This is a genomic window from Teredinibacter waterburyi (assembly GCF_001922985.1).
Classification (GTDB): domain Bacteria; phylum Pseudomonadota; class Gammaproteobacteria; order Pseudomonadales; family Cellvibrionaceae; genus Teredinibacter; species Teredinibacter waterburyi.
Genome location: NZ_MRUH01000124.1, coordinates 115,783 through 139,048, shown reverse-complemented (window position 1 = coordinate 139,048; position 23,266 = coordinate 115,783). Strand labels below are relative to the sequence as shown.

Below are 23,266 nucleotides of genomic sequence, written 5' to 3'. Positions count from 1 at the left end.
TCACACCCCTTAGTGTTCGTGCTCGGCTTCGGATTTTTCAATATCAGCCTTTACTAGATAGCTGTTCTGAGTCACGTACTCAACATCCGCTGTTACACCGGACAAGACCTCGGCAAATTCGCTATCACTGCGACCGAGTAAAAGTGGCGTAAACCTATAGGTATCGTGCTCCTTTACAAATATGCCGATAACCCCACCTATCGTTTGTATAGCCGATTTACTAACCGCAAGCGATGTCTCGAATGTATTTATCACGACCTCGCCCTCGACCATAAGGCCGGGAAACCAACCGTCCTGCTCACCACTAATTTTTGCTCGAGCAATAAGGTTCGGCGACGCATCTTCCGCCGGAAGCAGGTGCGAAATATGTGACTCAAAACGTTTGTCGCCCGCCTTGATGTAAACTGGCTGACCAACGTTCAGTGAACGCTGTTGACTTGGAAAAATTCGTAATTCGGCCCACAAGGATTCAAAACTTGATATCGAAAATAATACTTGGTCCTGAGTCATTTCGCCGGCGTTAGCGTGTCGCTGAATTACTGTGCCGTCTATTGGAGCACGAACGTCGTAACGTTTTAAACTTTCATTCGATTCGATAACCGCAAGTAGATCCCCCGTACTCACTTGGCCACCAATATTAACCACCACCGAACGAACGATACCGGGAAAGCGCGCACGCACATGGCTATTGTGTTCTGGCGACGTGGTTAGTCGACCATAGCTGGTAAATGTTTGGTGTAAGGTTTGCGCGCCTGTACGAGCAACCACAATGCCCACTTGTTGGGCCATCGCGTCATCGATCTCGGTAACGCCTTCTTCATGGCCGTGCTCATGCTCATCTTTATGATCATGCTCTTGGTTATGCTCTTGGTTATGCTCTTCGTTATGTTCTTGATTATATAAAGGCTGGTGTTCGGCAGTGTCTGCGTTAGCCTGGCCGTCGCTGTGTTGGTGTGTTTCAGAGGCCTTCGCGACTAAAGAAAGACTCCCACAAACAATAATAGACATTACAATTAAAAGACTTTTCATGATTACAATCCTATCGTTTCGACGTTTTTTAACGCCGAAATATAATTTGGGTTACTAGCGAAAGCTTTCGACTGCAAGCAACGGTTCACCAATCAACTGTTCAATAACGGCTTGATTGAGCGATGCTGCAGTGGCGTTATCGATTAGTGCACGCTTCGCATCGAGTAGTTCTTTTTGTGCGGCGGTCCACTCTTGATAGCTGTAACGGCCCCGTTCATAGGCACGTTGTATAGCCGTTAGCGCCAGATTTAAATCCGGTAATATTGTTGAACGAAAAGCTGCCACCGCCGCTACATGTTGTTGCCGTTGTGAATAGGCTTCGAATAGCTGCACATGTAATTTCAGTAGCGCTGTTTGACGGGCATACTCCACGTCATTTTCTGCCGCCAAGGCCGACTTAACCGCGCCGCGGTTCCGCTTACCACTAAAAAGCGGGACAGATACTCCAGCCGTGAACGCTGTATCGCCGCTGTCTTCAAAGCGGCGCACACCAACTTGCCAGCCGAGGTCGGTAACCGACTGTGATTTTGCTAGTGACACCTCGGCTTTCTTTAGTCGTGCTTCGTTGGCAAATACAGTAATCGTCGGCGATGCTTTTACTCTGTCATAAAGCGTTACATAGTCTGAAACTTCGCCAAAAGCGTAAAGATCACCGTCCACCCGCTTCCAGTTTGGTGAGGTTTCGCCCCAGTAAGCCGCCAACTTAATCAATAACCGTTGCTGTTGATGTTGCTGCGCCTCTAAATAAAGTTGGGCTTGCCGTAACGCTGCGGCTGCACGCTTCACTTCATACTCCGGCGCAGCGCCCTGCTCTGAGCGATTTTTCACCGCCGATAACGTAATCCGTGATAAGTCGTGGGCCTCTTTCGCAAGCGTAATGCGCTCTTGCACTTCTAATACCTGTATAAACGTGCTTGTGAGTTCGCCCAGAATATCCAAAGTAAAGGCTTGGCGATGACTATCTAAAAGTTGAAGCTGTGCATCTGCAGCGGATATTCGAGCACGGCGCTTACCGCCAAATTCTATTACGGAAGATAAAGCCACTGTGGTTTCAGCCGCGCGCGCGCCATTTAACTCACCGCTACCAGCAAAATTCTCTACATCGATAACCATATTCACTATTGGCCTTAGTTCTTCGCTTTCACGACGACCAACTAAACCTTCTTTTTTAACTTTAAATTGATGAAGCTGCGGGTTTTCGGCCAAGGTCATCTCGATGGCTTGCTGAAGCGAAAGTATGCGATGACTAGATGTTTTTAGATTACCTGAAGCTTGCGGCGGGCTATTTTGAGCAAACGCCGTGGTCGACGCAGCGACAACAAACGCTAGAAGCAACGGAAGTCCTAGGCAAAAACGCAAGCGTGAGCCTGATGAAAGGGGAAACAACATAATGATGTCCTGCTAAATGAATCGTGATGCCGAGGTAAATCGGCCGTTTCTATAGGCGAGGACTAAACGATTGGAGGGCGAAACAGTGAAGGCGTAACTTCAGAGGAATATTGGATACTGAAAGCGAACATCTTAGGTTGCTTATTGACCAGAAACCCACAGCCAAAAGCGGCGGGTAATGCTGAACTCACTTTACTATGACAGTGGCAGCAATGATGGCAATCGCGGGAATCGTTCGTTTGATCCGCAGAATCCGTAGCTTGGTCATGAACATGCTCCGCAATAGTCTCGTGCTGATTACCTGACTGGTGAAATTGGTGCGCGTCAGCCACCGCTACAAATGATTGCAGCAGAATAATAATCGCCAGAAATGAGCGTACATACGCCTTTCGCACCTAATTTGAATCCTTTTACGCGTTAGCTGATTTGGCTAGCCTAACAAAAAAAGTAAAACAAAGACAAATCTAAAACTGAGCTATTGCTAAACCCCGCCTTGAATACATCACTAGACAATGAGCTTACAACTATAAAAGCTAGAAGTAGGCACGCAACTCAAGGGACGCTACGCACGCGGTTTTGCTGCTGTGTTTGAGCTCTAGGGTAATTTCTTCATGAATTTCAACACTGCGTTTCGCCAGTGTAACGCTACGTAAAATAGAACGTGAGCGAATTGATTGGCCGGGCTTAACCGGTGCTAGAAAGCGGACATTATGAACCGCAGAGTTAAGAATAAAGCGTGACCCTGGGTACTGATGAGCATCAGCCAAACCGCGTAAATTGGGTAGTAACGATAGTAATAAAAAGCCGTGAGCTACCGTACCCTTAAACGGCGATTCTTTCCGGGTTCTCAGCTCATCGGTGTGAATCCACTGAGAATCACCACTAAGCTGAGCGAACTCCGTAATCAGGCTTTGGCTGATCATACGCCAATCACTGGTATGAATCTCGGATCCAAGCTTAGAGCGTAAACTGTCGTAGAGCGCTTGGCACTCCGGCAGAGGTTGCACGACTACCGGTGCGGCGTTGCCCGCAGCGACCCACTTCGAAATCCAATCGCTCGCCATAGTCCCGTATACGGATTGACTAAGAGAAGTCCTAAACTCTCGCACCTGAGGCTCAAACTTTCGAATGAGTTCTTCATTACTATGCTGTATTTGCTGACTTTTCTCTTTCAACAGCGTGACAAGCTTCACGTAACCCTCCCCGTTCTGAACGAACAACCGTCCATAGCATACCTTGCAGAACAACTAGAGACTAGCGACAGATCTCAAAATTGCATACCTGATGTCAATTGCCTTGGGTTTAATTTGTTGTTAGGAATAGGGCCAAAAAATGATGTTTAGCCGCCACCTATAGCTATCGCCACAGGCGATCGGAAGCGGTTGAACTTCACCGAAACAAATGGTTATAACACACGTGTTTATTTACCATAAACCAAACGAAATCTGAATAAAGGGGGGGCGTGATGAGCCCACAAAGGCCGGCATTGGCGAACGACTATCTGACCTTAAAAAAATAATCAAAAAGTAGGTAAATACTGATTGCGAAATTCTCAATTTAAGCGCTAAATCTCATCGTAATCACTGCCTGATTTCAAGACCAAAATAATAATATTAACTAGGTACGCGGGTATTCAAATTTCAATGAGCACGGATTCACTTCCAGATCACCAAGATCACCAAGATCACCAAGATCACCAAGATCACCAAGACAACATTATGGCAGGCATTAGCACACTGCTAGATCGTTCGGGCAAACGTAGTTTTAGCCTTGCAATCGCAGTGCTAAGTTTCCTCTGTATTGCCTATTATGTTTTCCAGGTTGCGCCCTACTACAACTATCTTTATAGCGATATGAGTGGCTTTTGGGTACGAGCACTAGACAGGCTAAATGGTAAAGAATTTATCGAGTCGCAGTTCTTGGCTTGGCCGCCTTGGTACCATATCATTCTTGCCGACTTGTTTAAGATCTTAAATTTTTTCGGTCTTGGCGCTTTAATTCGGCTAGAAACCGCGTTAACCCTAAACCTAATACTATTCGCCTGTTCGGTTTATGCGCTCCACCGCGCCTGCATAAAATGTTTCGACCACCAGCAAGGCTACGCATTGGCAGTCATTTGCCTATATGCATTTGGCTTTCCAGCTTGGTACTTTAATGCTTTTTTATTATCTGAAAACTTCGCAACGCCGCTTTTCGTAATAGCCGGATGCCTAGTGTACTACCGCGGCAGCTGGCCGAGCCTAGTGGCTGCGGCGCTGCTCTTTGCGGTTGCAAGTATAGTACGTCCCGCAATTGCACCTTACGGGCTAGCTTTTGTAATTGGCTTCTTAGTCCAATACCGATTATCGATTCAATTTATATTGAGGTCAGCAGCTTTCTCCATTTTATTTTTTATGGTAGTTGGTTTGGGAATGCTCGAAGTATCCCGAATCTCACATGGAAAGGTGTCAGGCTTATCGGCCAACGGTGGGTTAGATTTTTTTATCGCCAATAGCGATATTTACAAGGTCAACCTGAATTACCGAGGCTGGCACAATATGATTATTGTTCCGGCTATGTCGTGGCGACCAGAGAACGGTGTTTTTGAAACGACCACACCTTATTTCGAGCAAGATTTCTATTACAGTCTAGGCTGGAATTCACTTCAACAGGACCCCTATCGATTCGTTAAAAATATCGCGCATATTAAAAACCTATTTTTCTCGGATATGCTGCCAAGCCGCACCGATGCGCCCGGCTTTGAATTTTTTAGAGGAAAGTGGGATACGCTCAAGTTTTTGATGTTCCTTAGTTGCGGACTTTTCTTCTGGATCTGGCGTGACCTAAGCAAGCATGACAAGCCCTTTTTTGCTTTTATGTTTAGCACCGTAGGTATAACCATGCTGGTTAGCTACGTGTTTACTGGGGAACCGCGCTATACCTATTCAATCATTTTCATATTCTATATAGGCTCTTTAAAAGCGCTACAGATTATCACCGCACATGGGAAGAAAAGGCTTAAACTCGTTCCGATTCTAGGCGCTATCTATATCGCTCTTTGGGGGTTAGAGCAAGCCGTCGTCTACGCCATTACACCCGTACCACCAGATACTATTCAGGCTAGGTATAGTGCAACACAAGATGACTCTTTAAGTACCCAAACAGAGATCAGTAAAATCCATTTTCCCTATTCTCGTGATGGCAAGCTTGAAGGGGACGACAAACGCTTCGTGCTACATACGCCGGGAGAGATTTCGTTTAAGACGACACTAGCCAGAGAGCGTGGCAATGCAATCGCGAAAAAAATTAAGCTTGATATAAATAGCGCTTGGGCAACCAAAGTATGGATTGACGGCAAGCTAATATTTGACAGCGTTAATATGAATTTTTTTCAGCAGCAGAGCGTAGTCACAAATCTAAGCGATGGCGATCATATACTGGAAGTAAGGGTGAATTATTACCCTACTCCCGGGGGGCTGGCAATCAACTACAACTACATTGACGAGGAAAACTGGAATCATAGACAGTTTATAGGGGTAAGTACTGGGGCTTTAAAATTCGTTCAAATAAAAGGCGCTACACATGAATAATAACATTGAACTTAGCATCATCCTGCCGACCTACAATGAAAAAGATAATATTCTAGATGTTTTAACGGAACTGGAAAAACATATTAAGGTTTCATACGAAGCGATTGTAGTAGATGATGACTCCCCCGATAAAACCTGGGAGCTAGTCGCACACTATGCCGAAACGCACCCCAACGTAAAACTATTGCACCGAACCCGCGACCGGGGTTTAACCTCAGCAATTAATGCCGGCCTAAAATTGGCACAAGGTCGGCTGTTGATGTGGATGGATGTGGATCTCTCGATGCCACCGCACAGAATACCAGCACTTCTAAAGGCAATTGAAGATGGTGCCGATGTGGCCGTTGGCTCTCGCTATGTTCTCGGCGGCGGCGATGCTAGAGCGGTAAATATTCTGCTCACGACACAACTACTGCTGAGTAAAGTACTCAGTATTTTGGGAGGCTGGATGCTGGGCTGCAAATTCCGCGACTGGTCAAGTGGGTTTATTGTTCTAAAACGCGAATTTCTAGCGGAGTATGATCTTAAAGGCGATTATGGCGAGTACTTTATTAGCCTAATTTACTATCTCTTCAAAACTAAAAAAGCCAATATTATTGAAATTCCCTATGTGCTTACACCGCGCATTCATGGCGAATCAAAAACCGCGACCAATTTTTTGGGGTTTTTCAAACGTGGGCACAAATATTTACGGGTTATATGGCAGCTAAAACACGCCCCCGTCGTCAAGGCGTAAACCTGTAATAAACGCGATCAAATAAAAACATGAGTAGTAAGTATTTCACTATACACAAGCTGACAGCTTGTTCCCCGAGATTATAAATACATGCAAAACATTATGTTAGTTTTAGCTTCTTGTATATTGACGGCTGTAGGGCAAATAGCTTTTAAGAAAGGTATGGAAAAATTCGCCAATCAAACTTTTTCGCTGGCGACGCTACCTACAACCTTGCTAGAAATGTTTTTAAGCCCCGTCATTATTATTGGATTTGCATGTTTTGGTAGCGGCGCGGTTGTATGGTTGTTTGCATTAGCCAAGTTGGAATTGAGCTATGCCGTACCCCTTTCAGGCCTAACCTACATATTGGTTCTTGCGGCAGGCATACTACTGTTTAAAGAGCCACTAACAATGCCGAAGATTATCGGCACGCTCTGTGTGGCGGCGGGAATTGGCATTATTTCAATTCGCTAACAGCCACATTATATAATTAGTAGCCAGGCATAATCACCCTTTAGCTAACGAATTTTTACCAAACAAATTCGTTAGCTATTCGGGCTTACGTAAAACAAAGAACACACCCCAAGTATCTCCGCCTGGTTTTTTCTCTGTCATCCACTCACCGCTATGCACGATCTCCATACCGCAAAGCTCAGCTAGTATTTCAATCTCTGGATACGACAAATACCGCATACGGTGAACTTCAGTATCTAACTCTTCGATCACATTAGCTTTAATGTCTCGTATGAATACCTTGTAACAAACATCGACCCAACATTCGTTCGGATGCCAAACTGGTTCTGCAATACGGGTAACTTCTATATCGCTGTTCGCCATTTTTTTAACACGAACAGTTGGCTGCTCGGAAACCACTGCTGGGGCGTACCACACATCAAAAATAAATATTCCACCCGGATTAAGATGTTCGTGCACTTTCAGAAATGCTGTTTTTATGTCTGCCAAGGTAGGCAGATAACTTACCACATGAAATAGCGATAAGACTGAATCAAAATGGCTATCAATATCTAGTTCACGCATATCGCCTTGGGAAAAGCTAAGTTTCGCGGCCAAATTTTCCGGAGCACGTTTCTTTTCATTTTCGGCTTCAGCTAGCATTTCTAAACTGAGATCAACGCCGTGAATACTCAGGCCTTTCTTTGCAAACTCTAATGCGTGCCGACCGCTTCCACAGCCGAGTTCTAGTACGCTACTAGCACCCGGTTTATAGCGCTCGATCAAACCGTAGACAAAATTAGCTTCGGCACTATAGTCTTTATCTTTATAGAGTAAGTCGTAATAACTAGAGTATTTACCAAAAACGCTCATAGAAAACCTATCGTTTTTTGAAAGAATTGAGTGGAGAGTTATCTAAGCGAAAGCTCGTCAAGTATATCTAGTGTCACTTCAGCACAACGCTGTATTTGCACAGGCTGTAGCGACAAGCCACTGGGAATATAAAATCCTTGTCGGGCGAGCCGCTCGGCAACAGGGTAATGCTCGCCACCAAATAGCCCCATCTTTTTAAACACTGGCTGCTCATGCATCGGCCAAAAAAATGGTCTATTGCCAATACCCCGAGTTTGCAACTGCTGCATAAACCATTTCGCATCCACACCGAGACTTTCGTCGAGCACAATCCCGTATACCCAATAGATATTGCGAGCATAACTCGTGTGTTGCAGCGGAAGTGCTATGCCGTTAGTTCCGGCCAAATAATCCGTGTATTGATTACCCATTTTTCGCTTTAGCGTCACGAACTCGTCCAAACGTTCGAGCTGAGCCAAACCAACTGCTGCCTGCAGATTTGTAAAGCGAAAATTCCATCCCAGTTCGTGATGCACAAAACGTTGCTCGGGTACAAAGCAGAGATTCCGTAAGCTTCGACAGCGTTCAGCTAAATGATCGTCGTCAGTGACGATCATGCCTCCCTCCCCGGTTGTTATATGTTTGTTTGGGTAGAAGCTAAAAGTACTGATATCGCCAAAACTGCCGCATGGATTGCCGTTGTAAGTTTGACCATGCATTTCAGCCGCATCTTCAATTACGGTAAGCCCATGCCTTTCGGCAAGCTTTAACAATGGTTTCATATCCACCGGCAACCCGTAAATATGAACGGCCATAATGGCTTTTGTGTTCAAAGTTATTTTTTCTTCGATCTGCTCTACGTCCATATTCCAGGTAACTGGATCGCTATCGACTAACACAGGAGTAGCTCCTGCACGAACAATCGCTGCGGCACAAGAAATAATAGTAAACGCCGGCAGTATAACTTCATCGCCCTCGCCTATACCTAGCGCTACAATAGCCGCATCTAGCGCGACCGAACCATTGCTAACCGCGATTGCATGCTTACGATTAACGCGCTCAGCAAACAACTGTTCGAACTTATCGACAAACGGCCCTTCCGATGAAATCCAACCACTATCAATACATTCGTTCAAATAGCGCTTTTCATTACCGGTTAGTAGCGGTTCGTTTACTGGGATAAAGGCTTCAGATTCTACATTCATACTCAGGCTACAATGCAAGGTTGGAAGGCATAATGGGGTTCAAACCGAGTCTTTTCTGAATCACCTACGAAAGGGCCCTGCTTTATTTCAAGCATCTCTACTGCTTCGAGAACCTCAAATCCATGCGCACTATCAGTTAACAAAATGGTATCCCCACTATATAGAACACGGCTATGTAAATACTCCTCCTCCCTAGTGTAGAAATCGACGCGTAGCTTACCTTTTTTAATGACCAGCACCTCATAGGTATACAAAACATCTCGGGGAACTGGATTATGTCTATGAGGCAATATTTTCTTTCCGTTTGGGTGCTGCATATATGCTAGCTGTAATGTCAATTCGTCCGGAGTGACGAACGAAATACCAGGAGTATTGAATCCAGCCCGAAGGATATAGGCTAGTAGTGTTTCGTCATGTTTTATTACTTCTAGCATTAGTTTTCACCCCACATAAAAGTCGCCTTGAAAACAAAAGTAGATACCATAGGCTCACGCCTAGGAATCGCAGCGAGCCGATCCATTTGAATCGCTCGCGTCCGAACAAACCCCCAGCCTCGCAAAACAGATATCTTACCTTGGCTAAAGTAGCCCTCTTTCACTGGAGCCTCGACTAGGTTTAAGCCACCTTGCGTAGCTACAGCAGAAACATAAGCACTCTTGTACATATTAAAAACCTTCCGTAATGAAAGTTAATGATAGAGATAACTACAGACAGAACTATGTTATTTAGGCGCGCCGATACCTTCCTCCTTGCGATGGAAATGGATATACATCACAAACACTACCGTCGAACATATCGCGCCGAGTTTTCTACTCCTGACGTTAGCGTTAAAAATTTTCCACGACGATTCCTGAGAAACCTGAACAATTAACTAATTACATATAGTTAAAAACAGAATTTCCTAAACAGTGAATATTGACCTGTAACTTGGCTGAAAATACGAAATGAACGTTTAGGGGACGACTTAAAAACCACCGCGAGTTTATTTTTATAGTTTCAATGGCGGAGCAAAATTCTAATAGGCTTAGACAAGATAAAATAGCTCCAATTGAGGAGACAAAGCAAGAGTTATTTGCTAATACAACTCGCAAAGATGAAGTTCTTTTCACATATAGATTTAAGTGTGTTGATAGGCGACACACCCTTAGCAGGAAGAGCTATAAATGATAAACCGACTGGAATTAATTGTGATTCTAAAATAGTGCTGTAAAAATATAAAATCGGACTCAAGTTGCGATGCGTATCACAATTTATGACCTATCAGATCGCACTAAGACTACAACACTGAGACCGATAGCCCTACACCCTAATCGTCACTCTATCTCTGGCAATCGGTAACTTCCATCCTCATAACCATACTGCCCAAACAAAGCGTGTGCTAACGCTGTATCTATTAGTTCTGCATCGTCGCTTGTCGGTTCTAATTCTAGACTATTGTAGCTATAGACTTTCGCTGGGGCATCCCTTTGCAAGACAACAACGTTAGCGCCCATTTCCGAAGTACCGGTTTTTCTGCTTTCGCTAGGACTCGTGTCATCAAGCTGGTCTGCTACGCCTTTGCCCTGCATATAGGCAAAGGTACTGTTATATTGCATTAGCGCACGACCTGGTAGTGCAGCAAGTTTAGGGTCGGTTAGGTCGCGGCCGATCGCTGGATGAACGGAATCGATTCCCATTAGCGATAGCAAAGTCGGTATCAAATCAATTTGGCTCGCGATAGGCGTAATCTTTTTCGGCTTTATGTCTTTACCTAAAATTAACGCTGGAATATGGAAACGTTCAATAGGAACAAGGTTCGCGCCAAACACTCTTGAGTTATGGTCCGCCACAATTAAGAAAAGGGTGTTTTCCCAATAGCTAGATTTCCTCGCCTTGGCAATAAAATCACCTACCGCAAAGTCGGCATACTTAACAGCATTGTTAACAGTCGCGAACTCTTCGTCATAGGGCTCTATTCTACCGGCAGGGTATTCGAAAGGCGTATGGTTGGAGGAGCTAAACACGAGACTGAAGAACGGCTTATCTCCCATTCCAGAGAAATACTCATGGGCTTTATTAAATAGGTCCTCATCGCTTACGCCCCAGCCAGCTTTAAAAACAGGATCTACATAGTCTTTTTGTTCTATTACCGTTTGAAAGCCATTACCCATAAAGAAGCTGCGCATATTATCAAAATGGGATTCGCCACCATATATAAAGCTGGTCGCATAATTTTGGTTTTGTAAGAGGCTGGCGATAGTAAAAAAGTTAGTCTGAGATTTTTGAAGTTTAACCACACTGCGCGCAGGTGTGGGTGTAAAACCCGTAATGACGGCCTCGATTCCACGTACTGAGCGTGTTCCGGTGGCGTACATCTGTTCAAACCACATACCCTGCTCTGCCAGCTCATCCAGATTTGGCGTTAAGGGTAAGCCGCCTAGAGATCCCTCGAACTCCGCACCGAGGCTCTCCTCGAGAACTATGACTAAATTTAACGGCCGCTGGCGTTTCACTGTGGCTTGTTGACTATGTAAGGTTGGGATTTGTGTACTGGTAAAACGGCTGCTAGCAACATGCATCTCTCGCTTTACTACATCAACTACATCCACCCGAGACATCTTGCCGTAACTAACCACGTCGCCCGCTTCTTTGGAGTTATAGTAAATCGCGTATAACACGCTATAGGTAGAATTTAGCGCTAAGCTGTTTACCATCAAATCATTCGAAACAGCAAGCTTGCTTGGATTGGCTGGTCTTGGGCCCAATGAAGAGCGTGCGCAAGCAACGCACAGAAGTAGAACCAAAGGTGCAAGAGCGATGGCCTTGAACCATGTATTATCCCCAACCGGTTTAGCCGTTCGAAGTATACGAAAAAGTACGTAAGCACCTAGCGGTACGATAACGGCGGCTATTGCTAGATCTAGTGCGTAGGCTTTAGTTAGCATGGAAAAAACTTCTTTGGGATATTTAAGATACTCCACAAAAAAGTAGTTTGGTCTAATATCAAACTGCTCGATAAACGACGGGGTTGCCAGCTCCATAAAGATGGCAATACAAAATAATACCAAGTAATAACTGTTAACAACGCCGTCCCAATAGTAACTCAGCTTCTGGTTAAAGGAGAACAAAACGGATGTCGTGATTGGCAAAGCAATCAATAAGCCTAAGGTTATAATATCGAAACGAAGACCCTGTATAACAATAAAACTAAAGAGACTTTCGGCTGACACTCGGTCACCATAGAAATAGCTAACAAACAATAGCCGCGAAAAGGTCCACAAACAAAGTAAAACCAAGCCAACAATCATATGTTTTTTAAATAGGTTTCTATCGCCAACAAAATTGGTATATAACATCAATTTTCACTTATCCTATATCTACTTTCTACTATAAATGTTTGTTTAACGCCTACACTCAATTATCCGCCGGCCCCACTTTGTAAAGATTGTTGCGTGAATTTGAGTCAACAAATTTATATCGTTTACCGTGTAGCACCCGAGCCAAATCAAATTCCTTGGGAGCCACAAGGTAGAACGGGAATCTGTAATGATGCTCTAGTTGTTTCCCTGTGAGGGATTTCACTTTACCTTTAGAATAAAATCTTGCAGAAAAATCCGCATTCCCCAGATAAAAAACAGTTTCATCGTTATTAATCTGAAAAAGCCGAGTCACGAGCGACTTCTCACTTTTCTGTAACGATGGTGAATAATGAAGCGCTGCGACCAATACGAAAAATATTAATGGCGCAAAAAAATATAGGCTTAAATCGATATAGACCAATTTATGACGACCGCGCCGCGCCGTCTCTTTCAACCATAGAAAACTATCCGGAAACTGTGTAGCGATATCACCTAATTTCATTTTTAGCCTTTGGTATAGTATTTACAAATTCGACTTTTTACGGCTTATTAATAACGCAAAACTCGGAACTCCGGTAATTACATAGGTCGCCAAAATATTACCGGCAAAAGTAAAAAATAATAATGGCGTTACGGTCCAAGCCAGCAGCAAGAGATCTGCGGAATCCATATTCTTCTTAGCATCCCGCATTTGGGTCAGTAATCGATTTTTAGAAATTCCACGCTTAAATAAAAGTGCTAGAAAAACAAAACTCCAAGGGAAAACAGCAAGCACCCACAAAACCCAAATAGTACCGTAGGGACGATTGTGTGCGGTGCCGTATAGATCACCCTGCCAGCCAGGCGTTAAAAAGCGATTAAAGTGCTCCCCTACAATAAAGTAATCGAGAAAACCTGGCGTTTTTTGCTCAGCAAGAATGTACCAAGGTAGAAAAATACTGATGGCTATCGCTGATCCGATAACCCAGGGAAACGATCGCCACAGTGAGAGGAAACCCCTGCTGATAACAGCCCATAAAAAAACAGGGGTGGCGACCATTACAATAGCAATAGGACCTTTTGCCAGCATGCCCATGCCAAGTCCGACAAAAAACAAATACCGCCAATACGCCTTACTGTGCGTCTTTATCGCTTCTAGAAAGCTCACCAAACACAGCGTAACACTTGCCAGCAGACAAGCTTCGGTCATTACGGCACCAGATGAGATAAAGAAAATAGCCGTGCTGGCAAGTACCAGCACTGGCTTTAACGGCGCGCCTATCGATAAAGATACTGCAGCCCTATAGGTAAGAAATAGCACAAGAACACTAAGTAACCAGGCAGAAATACGTGCTGCAAATTCATTAACACCTAGAATTTTGAACGAACCTGCAGTCAGCCAAAAAAGTAGTGGAGGCTTACCCCAAAAAGGTGTACCCGCAGAAAACTGCGGTGTCACCCAATCACCTGACTCCAGCATTATTCGAGATATCTCCGCATAACGCGATTCGGTGGTATCCATTAGCGGGTACATAGGCAAAGAAATTAGCCTAAGACCCATTATTACGAACAGTATTAGTATTAAATTATTTTTTGTCAGAGAAAACATAGCAACGCGCTACTCAATTAGCTACTTTACCGAGCGATTTAACAATTTGGATTTATCGTTACGCTCTATCAACGTGTAGCCATTTAGAGTTCGGTTTTGCGCACTATCAATCGCGAAATTTATAATTTTTTTAAAAGTGCTGATAACGGCCGAAATCGATTAGGTGTGGGATTGATCGACAACGCCTAGCTGATGTGGCTGGTCAAAATAAGCTGTTTATCATTAATTCATCAAAACTGCGTATACTTATAGGCTGCATACAAATTAGAGGCTCACTTTAGAACCCTACCGAGAAATCCACATCGCGAAAGTGCTCTAAAAACCGCTTCAACCCCCTCAATCCGATATGAAATTTCATTTTTTTACAGTTATACTGGTCTGCTTAACTCTACCTTCCCATAATTGTTTGAGGTCATCATAAATCATGGTTTCAGAATCCGATAAAACCCCTAGTTTTAATCAAAGATTAAGCGCCTACAGTTTGATTACCTTCTTCTATTTCATTTCTTTTTGCCCCGTATTCGTGCAAAAAGTGATCGCCAAGCTGGTCGCTGTACTGAGCTGGTATTTAATTCGATCTCGACGAAAAATCACCCTTAAGAATTTTGAACTATGCTTTGAACAACTTTCCACAACCGAACAAATAAGATTGGCCAAACACTGTTTTTATAAAAATATACTGGGGTACTTTCAAACAGCTAGTAGTTGGTGCCGCCCAGTAAGCCGTTTCAGAAATACACTCACCACTCAAGGTCTAGAACATTTAACTGAAGCGATTAAATCGCCAAAAGGTACATTAATCGTTGGTGGCCACTTTACTATTCTTGATATGGCTGGCGCATTACTGAGCTTATTGACCCCATATCATTCTGTATACCGTCATCACAACAACCCTTTACTAAATCAATTTATGATCCGGTCACGCTTACGCTTCATTAAAAGCTGCATAGATCGAAAAGATATTAAAACCATGATTCGCACGCTAAAAAAGGGCGACGTCATGTGGTACGCCCCCGACCAAGACTACGGAAGAAAACACAGTATATTCATTGACTTTTTTAACCATCCAGCTGCCACCATTACCGCCACCTCTCGTTTAGCCAAGCTCGGCCAAGCGAATGTGTTATTTATGTCTTATTTCGAAGTCAGTCATAAAAAATATGAATTACGCTTTTTCAAACCAGAGAACTTCCCAAGCGGCGATGACTATAAAGATGCTCAGATTTACAACCAATGGCTAAGCGATGAAATTAAACAATACCCAACGCAGTATCTTTGGCTACACAAGCGCTTTAAGACTCGACCAATAGGCGAAAAATCACTGTATTAATCAGCTCTGCATAAGCCCCATACCGGCACATAAAATATGTCTTTAGCGACATTTAGCCAGTTAGAGTGCGATTGCGAGCATTATCAATCGCGAAACTTAAAATATTATTAGAAGGGTTGAGTTTTTTACTTTCGGTAGGTTTTAGGGGTAAATCGAGAAGAAAAATTAGGTATCAGTGAAACCCTATATCGACGACGTATAGCTCAAAAACGTAGGCTAACACCGAATATTGGAGTTATTGGCAATAATGACTCTCTTTCCCTTTGCGAACTAAAGTGATTTAGCTCATCGAGAGCTGTTAACTCTAGCTCATAGGCACCAGCATTAGTGTGGCGAGTTAGATTATAGACTTCCAAATATGCAATAACGCTGTAGTCATTCTTGTTCCATTCCTTACTAATCTTTGCATCAAAAGAAAAGAAGTCCGACACCTCGCTGTCGTTGCGGTGTTCCGCAAGGTTATCTTCCCCTAGCACTAAAACAGGCTTGACTGAGGTGGTTCGCCAGCCAGAATGCCAGGCGGCTTGAGCAAAATAGCTTAAGCCAAGAAAGCGCCCTGCCATCCCCAGTGAGATGCTATGTTTTTGATCCCACTGTCGCGCAACGTTTACGCCATCAAAACTATCGGTGGTATCACTCCAGGTATGTCCGAACCAGCGCGAATCGCCCTTCAAATTTTCGTATTTAAGGAAGGTGTCGACACCAAAGGCTTCGGCAGAGTCTGGCGTTAGGTAAATATAGTCGGCCGATATTTCGGGTAAAAGACTGTAACTACTGTACAGACTCTCTGCACGCGGCGTTGGGTTGGCAATCTTCTTTTTGTATATTTCAGATTTCCACTGAAGATTACTGGTTAGATAATATTCAACCCCGAGGATCAGTTGATCTGATTTTTGTGCCGGATAAAAATGGGTTTTCTGCTTAGTTACATCCAAGTCATTAATGCCTGAAACCTGATAATAGCGGCCCAGATTCATATAGAGGGCAGTATCACTTCCAATCTGAAACCGACTATTAATACGCGGGCTAAACTGTCGATGAGAATCATTGGTACTGTAACTATTTGTTGATGTATCAATAGAACCCTCGGAATTATTCGTCATATCTTGACGGTCCCAACGTAGTCCAAGCTCGCTACTAAACCAACTCCGTGGTAAATATTGATAGGACAGGTAAGCACCGGTATCAATTCGGCTAAGGGAAGTATCGACTGCAACGTCTATCTGGCGTGACTGGCCAAGAAATCCCGCCAGCTCACCCAGCGAAGCCGTAGCTCTATAGTTGTATTTGCCGTTGGCATATTCCAAAATCGCACCGGTTTTAAATAGGTGTTTTTCACTGGGGCTGTAACTGGCGTCATATTGAATACGGTCGATATTAAAATCACGAATATCGGCTAGATTACCAACACTCTCATCCGGATTATTGGGTTCGTTGACATAGCCATTACGATTATTTTCAAGTTCAACAGCCGTATAAGTCAGGCTTTGCAAGAACGTGCCTTTAACTTGCCTTAAGCGTAACCAAGAGTAGTTGCTGTGATAGAGTGAACTTGCGACTTCCCCCTCATCGCCATCAAGTAAACTTAGTTTTATGTCGTCGCGGATATTCAATGCGCCTATATCTAAACTAATACCATCGTCGATTTTCCAAACTAATTTCCCGCTGAAATCAGAAAACTTAGGCGAACCTATATCTTCATTGGAGAGTTCAACTATGTCTTGCAGGTTACCTCTGCGCCCTGTTGCAACCCACGACAAAACTCCACCCTTACTGGCGCCAGTTAACTTTGCTGAGCTGGTAATAAAATTCCAATTAAGTTCGTTTTCATCGTCGTTATCTTTAGTGGCAATATTGATTACGCCACTCATTTTTCGGCCGTACTGTACCGAATAACCCCCGGTATAGACTTCCACCTGATCGACCACGCTGGAATTTAGGCCCGAGAGCAAACTGTTGAAGTCTTTAAGGTGAAACGGATCGATCAACTCAATACCATCAAACACAATAAGTACATCGTCGGCTTCGCCCCCACGAATATGCGGCCGCGCAGAAAACCCCAAACTGGCAACCCCAGGCAAATTATTGACCACCTGAACAGGATCTCCACCCCGCAACGGCATTGCATTAAATTCTTCTGCGCTAAGTGCTCGTCGTGAGCTTTTATTTTTTTCACCGACAACAAACCGGCTTGCGGTCACCCAAACTTCTTCTAGTTTGGTGTCGACTGGCGAATCAAAATACAGAGTTGTCTCAGTTGCGAGCGTTTCACTATTGATAATAACGGCGTCGGAGTTTGAGTAACGCACTAAGATAGGGTACGACGTGTCTATCAATGCAGAGGGCAGAAATACTTCGCCGTTCTTATTTGCTCTATAGCTATACGGGCCGATATCTAACTCGGCAAAAGCCGCCGGCAGGTTTGTGGCGCGCAAGCGCATAAAACGGTTCACTTGCTGCGCACGAACAACTTGCCACGACGTTAATTGCGGCGTGTATTCTAGGGCGAGATTAAAATGGGCTAAGGCTTCTTGCAGACGTTTCACGATGCTGTTATCGCTGGGGTTTATCCTAACCACCATATCGCTATCGACTAGCGCCGAACTGTATACCAGCGAAACGTTATTGCGCTGATACAGCGCTAAAACACCCGCGAGAGTACGATTGGAAAAATCCAAATCGCGTAATACTGAATTAGACTCGTACGTGTCAGAAGCTTCCGAAGCATTTAAATTTTCGGCGTCTAAACCCAAAGTAGCTGCAAAGCAGCTACCGGTTAGTTGGATTATGACTAGCATTAGAAGTGCCAACCATTTTATTCGAGGTGCAGTTAAAGTCATTCGCTACTTCGGAGTAGAATCGAGTCGCTATTTAAGCTTGCACTGAGCCTAGTGGTTTTTAACAATTCGATTAGATTCAGTTCGATATCCTCGGCAGAAATAACACCGCCCGAAAAATGTGTATGTTGCGCGTTGTACTTAATTTGTGTGCTTTCGTAGGTTACCGACTTCCCCGTAACCCGACCGGCCCAAGTTAACAAGTCGTAGACACTTAAACCTTCTAGATTCAAACCCGCAGAAGCCGACTGCGCCCACATCCAATAGTCATCATTTGCGGCCACTTTAGTTGTTGTAATCTTATTCGAGCGATCGATAACAATTACGTCGCCCAAGTTGTTAACAACACCGGCGTAAACCGGCTTCTGATCGCGCAAACTAATCTCAACCTGCCCTTCTCGAACGGCTACCTGCAATCGACTTTCATCGACGCTCAATTCGTATTGAGTGCCAATATCACGAATATTACCCCAAGCAGTGGTGATGTCGGTAGACGCTTTTGTACCGGGTGAATCTAGGTATAGCTTACCTTTTATAAGCTTTACTCTAGACGCAGACTGCAATTGTAATGCAGTGTCTGCCGCCAAAATTAAAACTGTTGAATCGGCCAGCTCTAGACGAACCAAGCCGTCAGCTGCGGTTGAAATGATGTCGTTACTGTAGAGCGGTTGATTGGCAACGCTCCGATTCGAGACATTCTCGCCATTAGAATGTGGTTCAGATCTACTGAATAACGCCGTTAAAGGATTCTCCTCACGGCTTTTTGAAATAATGTTAATGGCGCCTTGCTGATACGCAACCGCCGCAACCCGAACAGACGGCTCACCAAAGCCGCGCGTCAATTGGAACCCAACCAACGCAGTCACAGCAAATACACTGGCGGCCAGGGCGACGCCAGTTAACCAACGTCTACGCTTCGCCTGCCGGTTCTGTTTAACCGCCTGCTGCCATGCAGCATAGGTCGTTTGCCTTAATTCATTCATCATATCGGCATCAGGCTGCTCTCGCTTGCCCGCTCTTTGTAATAGATCGCGAATATCGCTATCGTCACTCATAAGGTTTGTCCACCTAGGTGTTAACTGCTCAGCGCTAACGGCGGCTAAGTCGTTTGATATTCTTTAGTTAAGTCGTTGTAAACCAAGCGAAAGGCCTTGCGCGCCCGCGCGAGTTGCGACTGCACACCAATTTCGCCAGTTTTTAGCTGTTCGGCAATTTCCGTAACGCTGAAACCGTCAATATATTTGAGCTCCAATACCGTGCCATAGTTGCCCGGCAAACTGTCTAGGGCAATCTGAACCAGCTGAGACTGTTCTTGTAGATCGCCGTCGAACCCCGCAGCAATACTTTCGATTGCACTGACAAGGCTCTCATCTTGATCAAAACTGGATGTCTGAGCTTGCTTGCGCCCCACTTTTTTATACCAAGCGCTAATTTCATTGCGTCCAATTTGGCAAAGCCATGTGTACAGCGATGCCTCGCCTCGGTAGGTTTGGAGGTTTAGCATCGCTTTGGTTAAGGTTTGCTGCACCACATCCTTCGCACACTCGTCGTTTGCTAGTCGATTTTTACAAAAGCGATACACTCGCGGGAAATAGGTATCATAAAAGGCCGCAAACGCACTTTGATCGCCACTAAGCAGTTGCCGAACTATGGCTATGTCGTCTTTATGTAGGCTCAAATCGTTGTTCTCTGTCGCACTTAGTTATAGAACGTAATTGTTCGCGCTTTAGTAGTCGTACCTCATTGCCTATTGGCGTTATGCCTAACTGGACTAAACCGCCACGAATCTTGGCGATAGCGTGTTGCCATTCAGGAATACTACAACCACTTGACCAATAAGAGCGCTTTCGCCGCAATAATCAATCGCACCAACGTAAATCTTTCCAATCGGTTCGAATACTATCCAAATGTACCTATTAGATTATTCAGCGATTGACAGAACAAACACATAGTAGCGTTTATACTTCTGTGGTTAACCATCAGCCCCACCTAGTTTATAACCTATAAAATACTAAGGCTTGGGCTCTCGCACCGTATCTGCGTAGTCGCCAATGGACAATGGGCGGCCTACCCCACTTATCGAATCGTTCAGGAGATCATCCATGCTATCAAGAACCGTTAATTGCCTAGGCCCTGTATTTACCGGCCTACTCTGTCTTTCGGCAAGTTTCGGCCATGCGGCCACAAAAGTAGAGAGTCTATACCAAAGTAGCTGTGCCAGCTGTCACGGCCCAACATTGCGCGGCGGCCTAGGTAGCAATCTTGTCGACAAGATCTGGAAACATGGCGCCTCGGATGCAGAGATCATGGCGAACATCAAACAAGGTATCGCCAAGGTGGGTATGCCGGCCTGGGGGAAAAGCTTAAGCGATGAAGAGATTCGCGGCCTTGTCATCTACCTACACGAGCAGGAAGCAGAGGCCGCCGCCGCTGATTTCCAAACGAAGATCGACCCAACTAACGGTGTTTTCTCTACCGATCTACACAAGTTTAAGCTAGAAGAAGTTGCTAAGGGTACTGGCACACTTTGGTCTATGGACTTTATGCCCGACGGTTCGATATTAGCGACCCAAAAAGACGGCAAGCTGTGGCGCTTTAAGGATGGCAAACGCTACGGCCCAATTATGGCTACCCCCAAGGTGAAAGATGACTCTCAGGGCGGTTTACTTGAGGTACAGCTGCACCCCGACTACGCCAAGAACGGCTGGGTTTATCTTTCTTATGCGGTTGATGGCGCCAATGGCGGCTCGATGACACAGGTGGTTCGAGGCAAGATCAAGGCCGATCACTGGCTAGATCAAGAAACCATCTTTGCTGTGCCCGACAAGTACCTGTTAAAAGCCGGCTATCACTTTGGCTCGCGCTTCGCCTTTCAGGGCGGCTATCTATTCTTCAGTATTGGCGATCGTGGCAGCAAGGAAATGGCGCAGGACTTAACTCGCCCCAACGGCAAAATCCATCGTATTCATGATGATGGCCGCATTCCAAACGATAACCCCTTCGTTACAACCAAAGGCGCTTACCCCAGTATTTGGAGTTACGGCCACCGGAATCCACAAGGCCTCGATTTTGACCCTATTACCGGTCAGCTTTGGGCGACCGAGCACGGGCCACGTGGTGGCGACGAGACTAACATCATCGAGCCTGGTAAAAACTACGGCTGGCCGGTGATTACCTACGGTATGAATTACGACGGGACACCTATTACCGCTGAAACTGCACGCGAAGGTATGGAGCAGCCTAAGCACTACTGGGTTCCCTCGATTGCCGTGTGCGGCATCGACTTTTACACTGGCGACAAGTTCAGCAAATGGACCAATAACCTCATAGTTGGCAGCCTTGCCAAACAAGAACTACATCGCTTAGTGATAGTAGATAGCAAGGTCGTGAAGGATGAAATCTTAATGAAAAACCAAGGCCGCATACGCGATGTTGCCAATGGGCCGGACGGCTATATCTATGTCATACTAAACCCAGATTCAGGCTCTCGACAGGGAGCGATTTATCGCTTAATCAATCTCTAAGCCATCTTTTACCACTGCGGATAATAATAATGAGTTTCAGCACGCTAGACGACATTAGCAGTACGGTGCAAAGTAAAATAGCGACCGTACTCGCGCAACAAGAAACCTATACCCAGTTAATCATTATCTTTGTGATTTATCTGTTGTCGTGGTTTTTGGCTAGCCGTATTCGCCGACACTCATTATTAAAAGCAGCGCCTACCCCTGATGACCCAAATACACCACCGAGCCAATCGTTACTTAGGAAATTCAGCACACTTATATTTCCACTACTGGCTATTTCTCTGTTACGGATAAGCGTTGACTTAACATACATCGCCTTAAAAGAAGGCTGGCTGGTAAAAACAGCGTTAACTGTTGCCCTACTATTGTTATTCAATACCGTAGTAAAAATCTTTGTACGCAGCCCATTCTTAGCCAGCGTGTTTCGCTGGGTAGGTATTCCCATATTGTTCTTACATATGGTTGGTGTACTGGCGGGCATTATCCATATTTTGGAATCCATTTCGTTTAGCGTCGGCAATATTAGCGTCTCGGCATTTGGTGTTACTCGCGTCGCTATATTCGGTAGCGTTTTATTTTGGTTGGGTCGTGTATCTAACAATACCGGCCAAGATATTATTCGCCGTCAACAACAGTTTGATATTCGCACCCGCGAAGTGATGGCCAAGCTTTTTGAAATTGGCCTTTTTATCCTTATCTTTTTATTGCTACTGCAAATTATGGGCGTAAATCTTACTGCCCTTGCCGTATTTGGCGGTGCTGTCGGTGTCGGCCTAGGCTTTGGCTTGCAGTCTATTGCTGCTAACTTTATTTCCGGTATTATTATTCTGCTTGACCGCTCAATTTCGATCGGCGACTACATTGAACTGGACGATGGCCGCACCGGTATTGTTCGTCAACTAAATATGCGCTCGACAACACTGGAAACCTTCGATGGTAAAGACATCATGGTTCCCAACGAAAAATTTATCGGCAATACCTTTACCAACTGGACCCACAAAAATAAAAAACAACGTTACCGTGTAGATTTTTCGGTAGCCTATCACACCAATGTCCGCGAGTTAGTTAGCCTAATAAAAACGGTAGTCTCCGAACATCCGCAGGTGATGAGCGGCAACAACCTACCCATAGAAGAACAACCAGACTGCGAAATTGATAGCTTCGGTGATTCCGGCATTAACATGTTTGTAGAATTCTGGATGGAAGGCATCGACGACGGCGAAAATCGCGTCGGTGGCGATTTAATGCTAATGATCTTAGAAGCACTACAACAGAACGGTTACGAAATACCTTTCCCACAACGCGAAGTTCGCGTGTTAAATACCGAAGCCAATATTCATAACGCAAAAATCACTTAATAAAAACAATACCGTCAAAAAAGTAGCAACCAAAACCGTAGTGATTTAGAGGAAGAACGACATAAATAACGCT

18 protein-coding genes are annotated in these 23,266 nt (G+C 44.8%); 6 read left to right on the top strand and 12 right to left on the bottom strand.

Annotated features, from left to right (window positions below; translation table 11 throughout):
• Positions 1 to 9: 9 nt before the first annotated feature.
• From IDZ20_RS10230 to IDZ20_RS10220, 3 genes are all read right to left on the bottom strand, one after another.
• Positions 10 to 1,029: an efflux RND transporter periplasmic adaptor subunit gene (locus tag IDZ20_RS10230; RefSeq protein ID WP_188151333.1), complete on the bottom strand. Its 1,020-nt coding sequence runs from the start codon at positions 1,027 to 1,029 to the stop codon at positions 10 to 12.
• A gap of 54 nt (positions 1,030 to 1,083) precedes the next feature.
• The gene (locus tag IDZ20_RS10225; RefSeq protein ID WP_188151332.1) at positions 1,084 to 2,418 is read right to left on the bottom strand and encodes a TolC family protein; all 1,335 of its coding nucleotides are present in this window, start codon (positions 2,416 to 2,418) and stop codon (positions 1,084 to 1,086) included.
• Positions 2,419 to 2,951: 533 nt separating this feature from the next.
• A complete protein-coding gene (locus IDZ20_RS10220) occupies positions 2,952 to 3,611 on the bottom strand; it encodes a MaoC/PaaZ C-terminal domain-containing protein (RefSeq protein ID WP_188151331.1) in 660 nt (219 codons plus the stop codon).
• Positions 3,612 to 4,061: 450 nt separating this feature from the next.
• On the opposite strand from IDZ20_RS10220, the gene IDZ20_RS10215 reads away from it, so the two are divergent.
• The 3 genes from IDZ20_RS10215 (at position 4,062) to IDZ20_RS10205 (ending at position 7,179) form a co-directional block, all read left to right on the top strand.
• Entirely contained in the window at positions 4,062 to 5,987 is a 1,926-nt protein-coding gene (locus IDZ20_RS10215) for a hypothetical protein (RefSeq protein WP_188151330.1), read from the top strand.
• Positions 5,980 to 6,723 (top strand): glycosyltransferase, encoded by a 744-nt coding sequence (locus tag IDZ20_RS10210; protein ID WP_188151329.1) that lies wholly within the window; start codon positions 5,980 to 5,982, stop codon positions 6,721 to 6,723. The genes IDZ20_RS10215 and IDZ20_RS10210 overlap by 8 nt, the downstream gene beginning before the upstream one ends.
• Before the next feature lie 162 nt (positions 6,724 to 6,885).
• Positions 6,886 to 7,179 (top strand): EamA family transporter, encoded by a 294-nt coding sequence (locus IDZ20_RS10205; RefSeq protein WP_188151328.1) that lies wholly within the window; start codon positions 6,886 to 6,888, stop codon positions 7,177 to 7,179.
• Between the two features lie 75 nt (positions 7,180 to 7,254).
• Here the strand turns inward: IDZ20_RS10205 and IDZ20_RS10200 are convergent, their stop codons facing one another.
• From IDZ20_RS10200 to IDZ20_RS10175, 6 genes are all read right to left on the bottom strand, one after another.
• Positions 7,255 to 8,031, bottom strand: coding sequence for a class I SAM-dependent DNA methyltransferase (locus IDZ20_RS10200; RefSeq protein WP_188151327.1), 777 nt, complete (start codon positions 8,029 to 8,031; stop codon positions 7,255 to 7,257).
• Between the two features lie 38 nt (positions 8,032 to 8,069).
• Complete coding sequence (locus tag IDZ20_RS10195) at positions 8,070 to 9,215, bottom strand: DegT/DnrJ/EryC1/StrS family aminotransferase (RefSeq protein WP_188151326.1); 1,146 nt, start codon at positions 9,213 to 9,215, stop codon at positions 8,070 to 8,072.
• 2 nt (positions 9,216 to 9,217) lie between these two features.
• The gene (locus IDZ20_RS10190; RefSeq protein WP_188151325.1) at positions 9,218 to 9,649 is read right to left on the bottom strand and encodes a cupin domain-containing protein; all 432 of its coding nucleotides are present in this window, start codon (positions 9,647 to 9,649) and stop codon (positions 9,218 to 9,220) included.
• 879 nt (positions 9,650 to 10,528) lie between these two features.
• Positions 10,529 to 12,550, bottom strand: coding sequence for an LTA synthase family protein (locus IDZ20_RS10185; RefSeq protein ID WP_188151324.1), 2,022 nt, complete (start codon positions 12,548 to 12,550; stop codon positions 10,529 to 10,531).
• A 58-nt stretch (positions 12,551 to 12,608) separates the two neighbouring features.
• Positions 12,609 to 13,055, bottom strand: coding sequence for a hypothetical protein (locus IDZ20_RS10180; protein ID WP_188151323.1), 447 nt, complete (start codon positions 13,053 to 13,055; stop codon positions 12,609 to 12,611).
• A gap of 21 nt (positions 13,056 to 13,076) precedes the next feature.
• Positions 13,077 to 14,054, bottom strand: a complete 978-nt coding sequence (locus IDZ20_RS10175) for an ArnT family glycosyltransferase (RefSeq protein ID WP_188151322.1) — start codon at positions 14,052 to 14,054, stop codon at positions 13,077 to 13,079.
• Positions 14,055 to 14,565: 511 nt separating this feature from the next.
• On the opposite strand from IDZ20_RS10175, the gene IDZ20_RS10170 reads away from it, so the two are divergent.
• Entirely contained in the window at positions 14,566 to 15,471 is a 906-nt protein-coding gene (locus IDZ20_RS10170; RefSeq protein ID WP_188151321.1) for a lysophospholipid acyltransferase family protein, read from the top strand.
• A 203-nt stretch (positions 15,472 to 15,674) separates the two neighbouring features.
• Here IDZ20_RS10170 and IDZ20_RS10165 read toward each other — a convergent pair whose 3' ends face one another.
• From IDZ20_RS10165 to IDZ20_RS10155, 3 genes are read right to left on the bottom strand one after another with little or no spacing between them, the layout of a single operon-like run.
• Entirely contained in the window at positions 15,675 to 18,269 is a 2,595-nt protein-coding gene (locus IDZ20_RS10165) for a TonB-dependent receptor plug domain-containing protein (RefSeq protein WP_188151320.1), read from the bottom strand.
• Between the two features lie 38 nt (positions 18,270 to 18,307).
• Positions 18,308 to 19,363, bottom strand: coding sequence for a FecR family protein (locus IDZ20_RS10160; protein WP_188151319.1), 1,056 nt, complete (start codon positions 19,361 to 19,363; stop codon positions 18,308 to 18,310).
• A gap of 44 nt (positions 19,364 to 19,407) precedes the next feature.
• The gene (locus IDZ20_RS10155) at positions 19,408 to 19,986 is read right to left on the bottom strand and encodes an RNA polymerase sigma factor (protein WP_188151318.1); all 579 of its coding nucleotides are present in this window, start codon (positions 19,984 to 19,986) and stop codon (positions 19,408 to 19,410) included.
• Positions 19,987 to 20,410: 424 nt separating this feature from the next.
• On the opposite strand from IDZ20_RS10155, the gene IDZ20_RS10150 reads away from it, so the two are divergent.
• Positions 20,411 to 21,832 (top strand): PQQ-dependent sugar dehydrogenase, encoded by a 1,422-nt coding sequence (locus tag IDZ20_RS10150; protein WP_188151317.1) that lies wholly within the window; start codon positions 20,411 to 20,413, stop codon positions 21,830 to 21,832.
• A gap of 29 nt (positions 21,833 to 21,861) precedes the next feature.
• A complete protein-coding gene (locus IDZ20_RS10145; protein ID WP_188151316.1) occupies positions 21,862 to 23,193 on the top strand; it encodes a mechanosensitive ion channel family protein in 1,332 nt (443 codons plus the stop codon).
• Positions 23,194 to 23,266: the final 73 nt, after the last annotated feature.

Coding starts and splice junctions, on each gene's coding strand:
- IDZ20_RS10160 (WP_188151319.1), bottom strand. CDS start 19,363: ATGAGTGACGATAGCGATATTCGCGATCTATTACAAAGAGCGGGCAAG.
- IDZ20_RS10215 (WP_188151330.1), top strand. CDS start 4,062: ATGAGCACGGATTCACTTCCAGATCACCAAGATCACCAAGATCACCAA.
- IDZ20_RS10230 (WP_188151333.1), bottom strand. CDS start 1,029: ATGAAAAGTCTTTTAATTGTAATGTCTATTATTGTTTGTGGGAGTCTT.
- IDZ20_RS10190 (WP_188151325.1), bottom strand. CDS start 9,649: ATGCTAGAAGTAATAAAACATGACGAAACACTACTAGCCTATATCCTT.
- IDZ20_RS10180 (WP_188151323.1), bottom strand. CDS start 13,055: ATGAAATTAGGTGATATCGCTACACAGTTTCCGGATAGTTTTCTATGG.
- IDZ20_RS10145 (WP_188151316.1), top strand. CDS start 21,862: ATGAGTTTCAGCACGCTAGACGACATTAGCAGTACGGTGCAAAGTAAA.
- IDZ20_RS10225 (WP_188151332.1), bottom strand. CDS start 2,418: ATGTTGTTTCCCCTTTCATCAGGCTCACGCTTGCGTTTTTGCCTAGGA.
- IDZ20_RS10185 (WP_188151324.1), bottom strand. CDS start 12,550: ATGTTATATACCAATTTTGTTGGCGATAGAAACCTATTTAAAAAACAT.
- IDZ20_RS10205 (WP_188151328.1), top strand. CDS start 6,886: ATGGAAAAATTCGCCAATCAAACTTTTTCGCTGGCGACGCTACCTACA.
- IDZ20_RS10195 (WP_188151326.1), bottom strand. CDS start 9,215: ATGAATGTAGAATCTGAAGCCTTTATCCCAGTAAACGAACCGCTACTA.
- IDZ20_RS10175 (WP_188151322.1), bottom strand. CDS start 14,054: ATGGATACCACCGAATCGCGTTATGCGGAGATATCTCGAATAATGCTG.
- IDZ20_RS10165 (WP_188151320.1), bottom strand. CDS start 18,269: ATGCTAGTCATAATCCAACTAACCGGTAGCTGCTTTGCAGCTACTTTG.
- IDZ20_RS10210 (WP_188151329.1), top strand. CDS start 5,980: ATGAATAATAACATTGAACTTAGCATCATCCTGCCGACCTACAATGAA.
- IDZ20_RS10170 (WP_188151321.1), top strand. CDS start 14,566: ATGGTTTCAGAATCCGATAAAACCCCTAGTTTTAATCAAAGATTAAGC.
- IDZ20_RS10200 (WP_188151327.1), bottom strand. CDS start 8,031: ATGAGCGTTTTTGGTAAATACTCTAGTTATTACGACTTACTCTATAAA.
- IDZ20_RS10150 (WP_188151317.1), top strand. CDS start 20,411: ATGCTATCAAGAACCGTTAATTGCCTAGGCCCTGTATTTACCGGCCTA.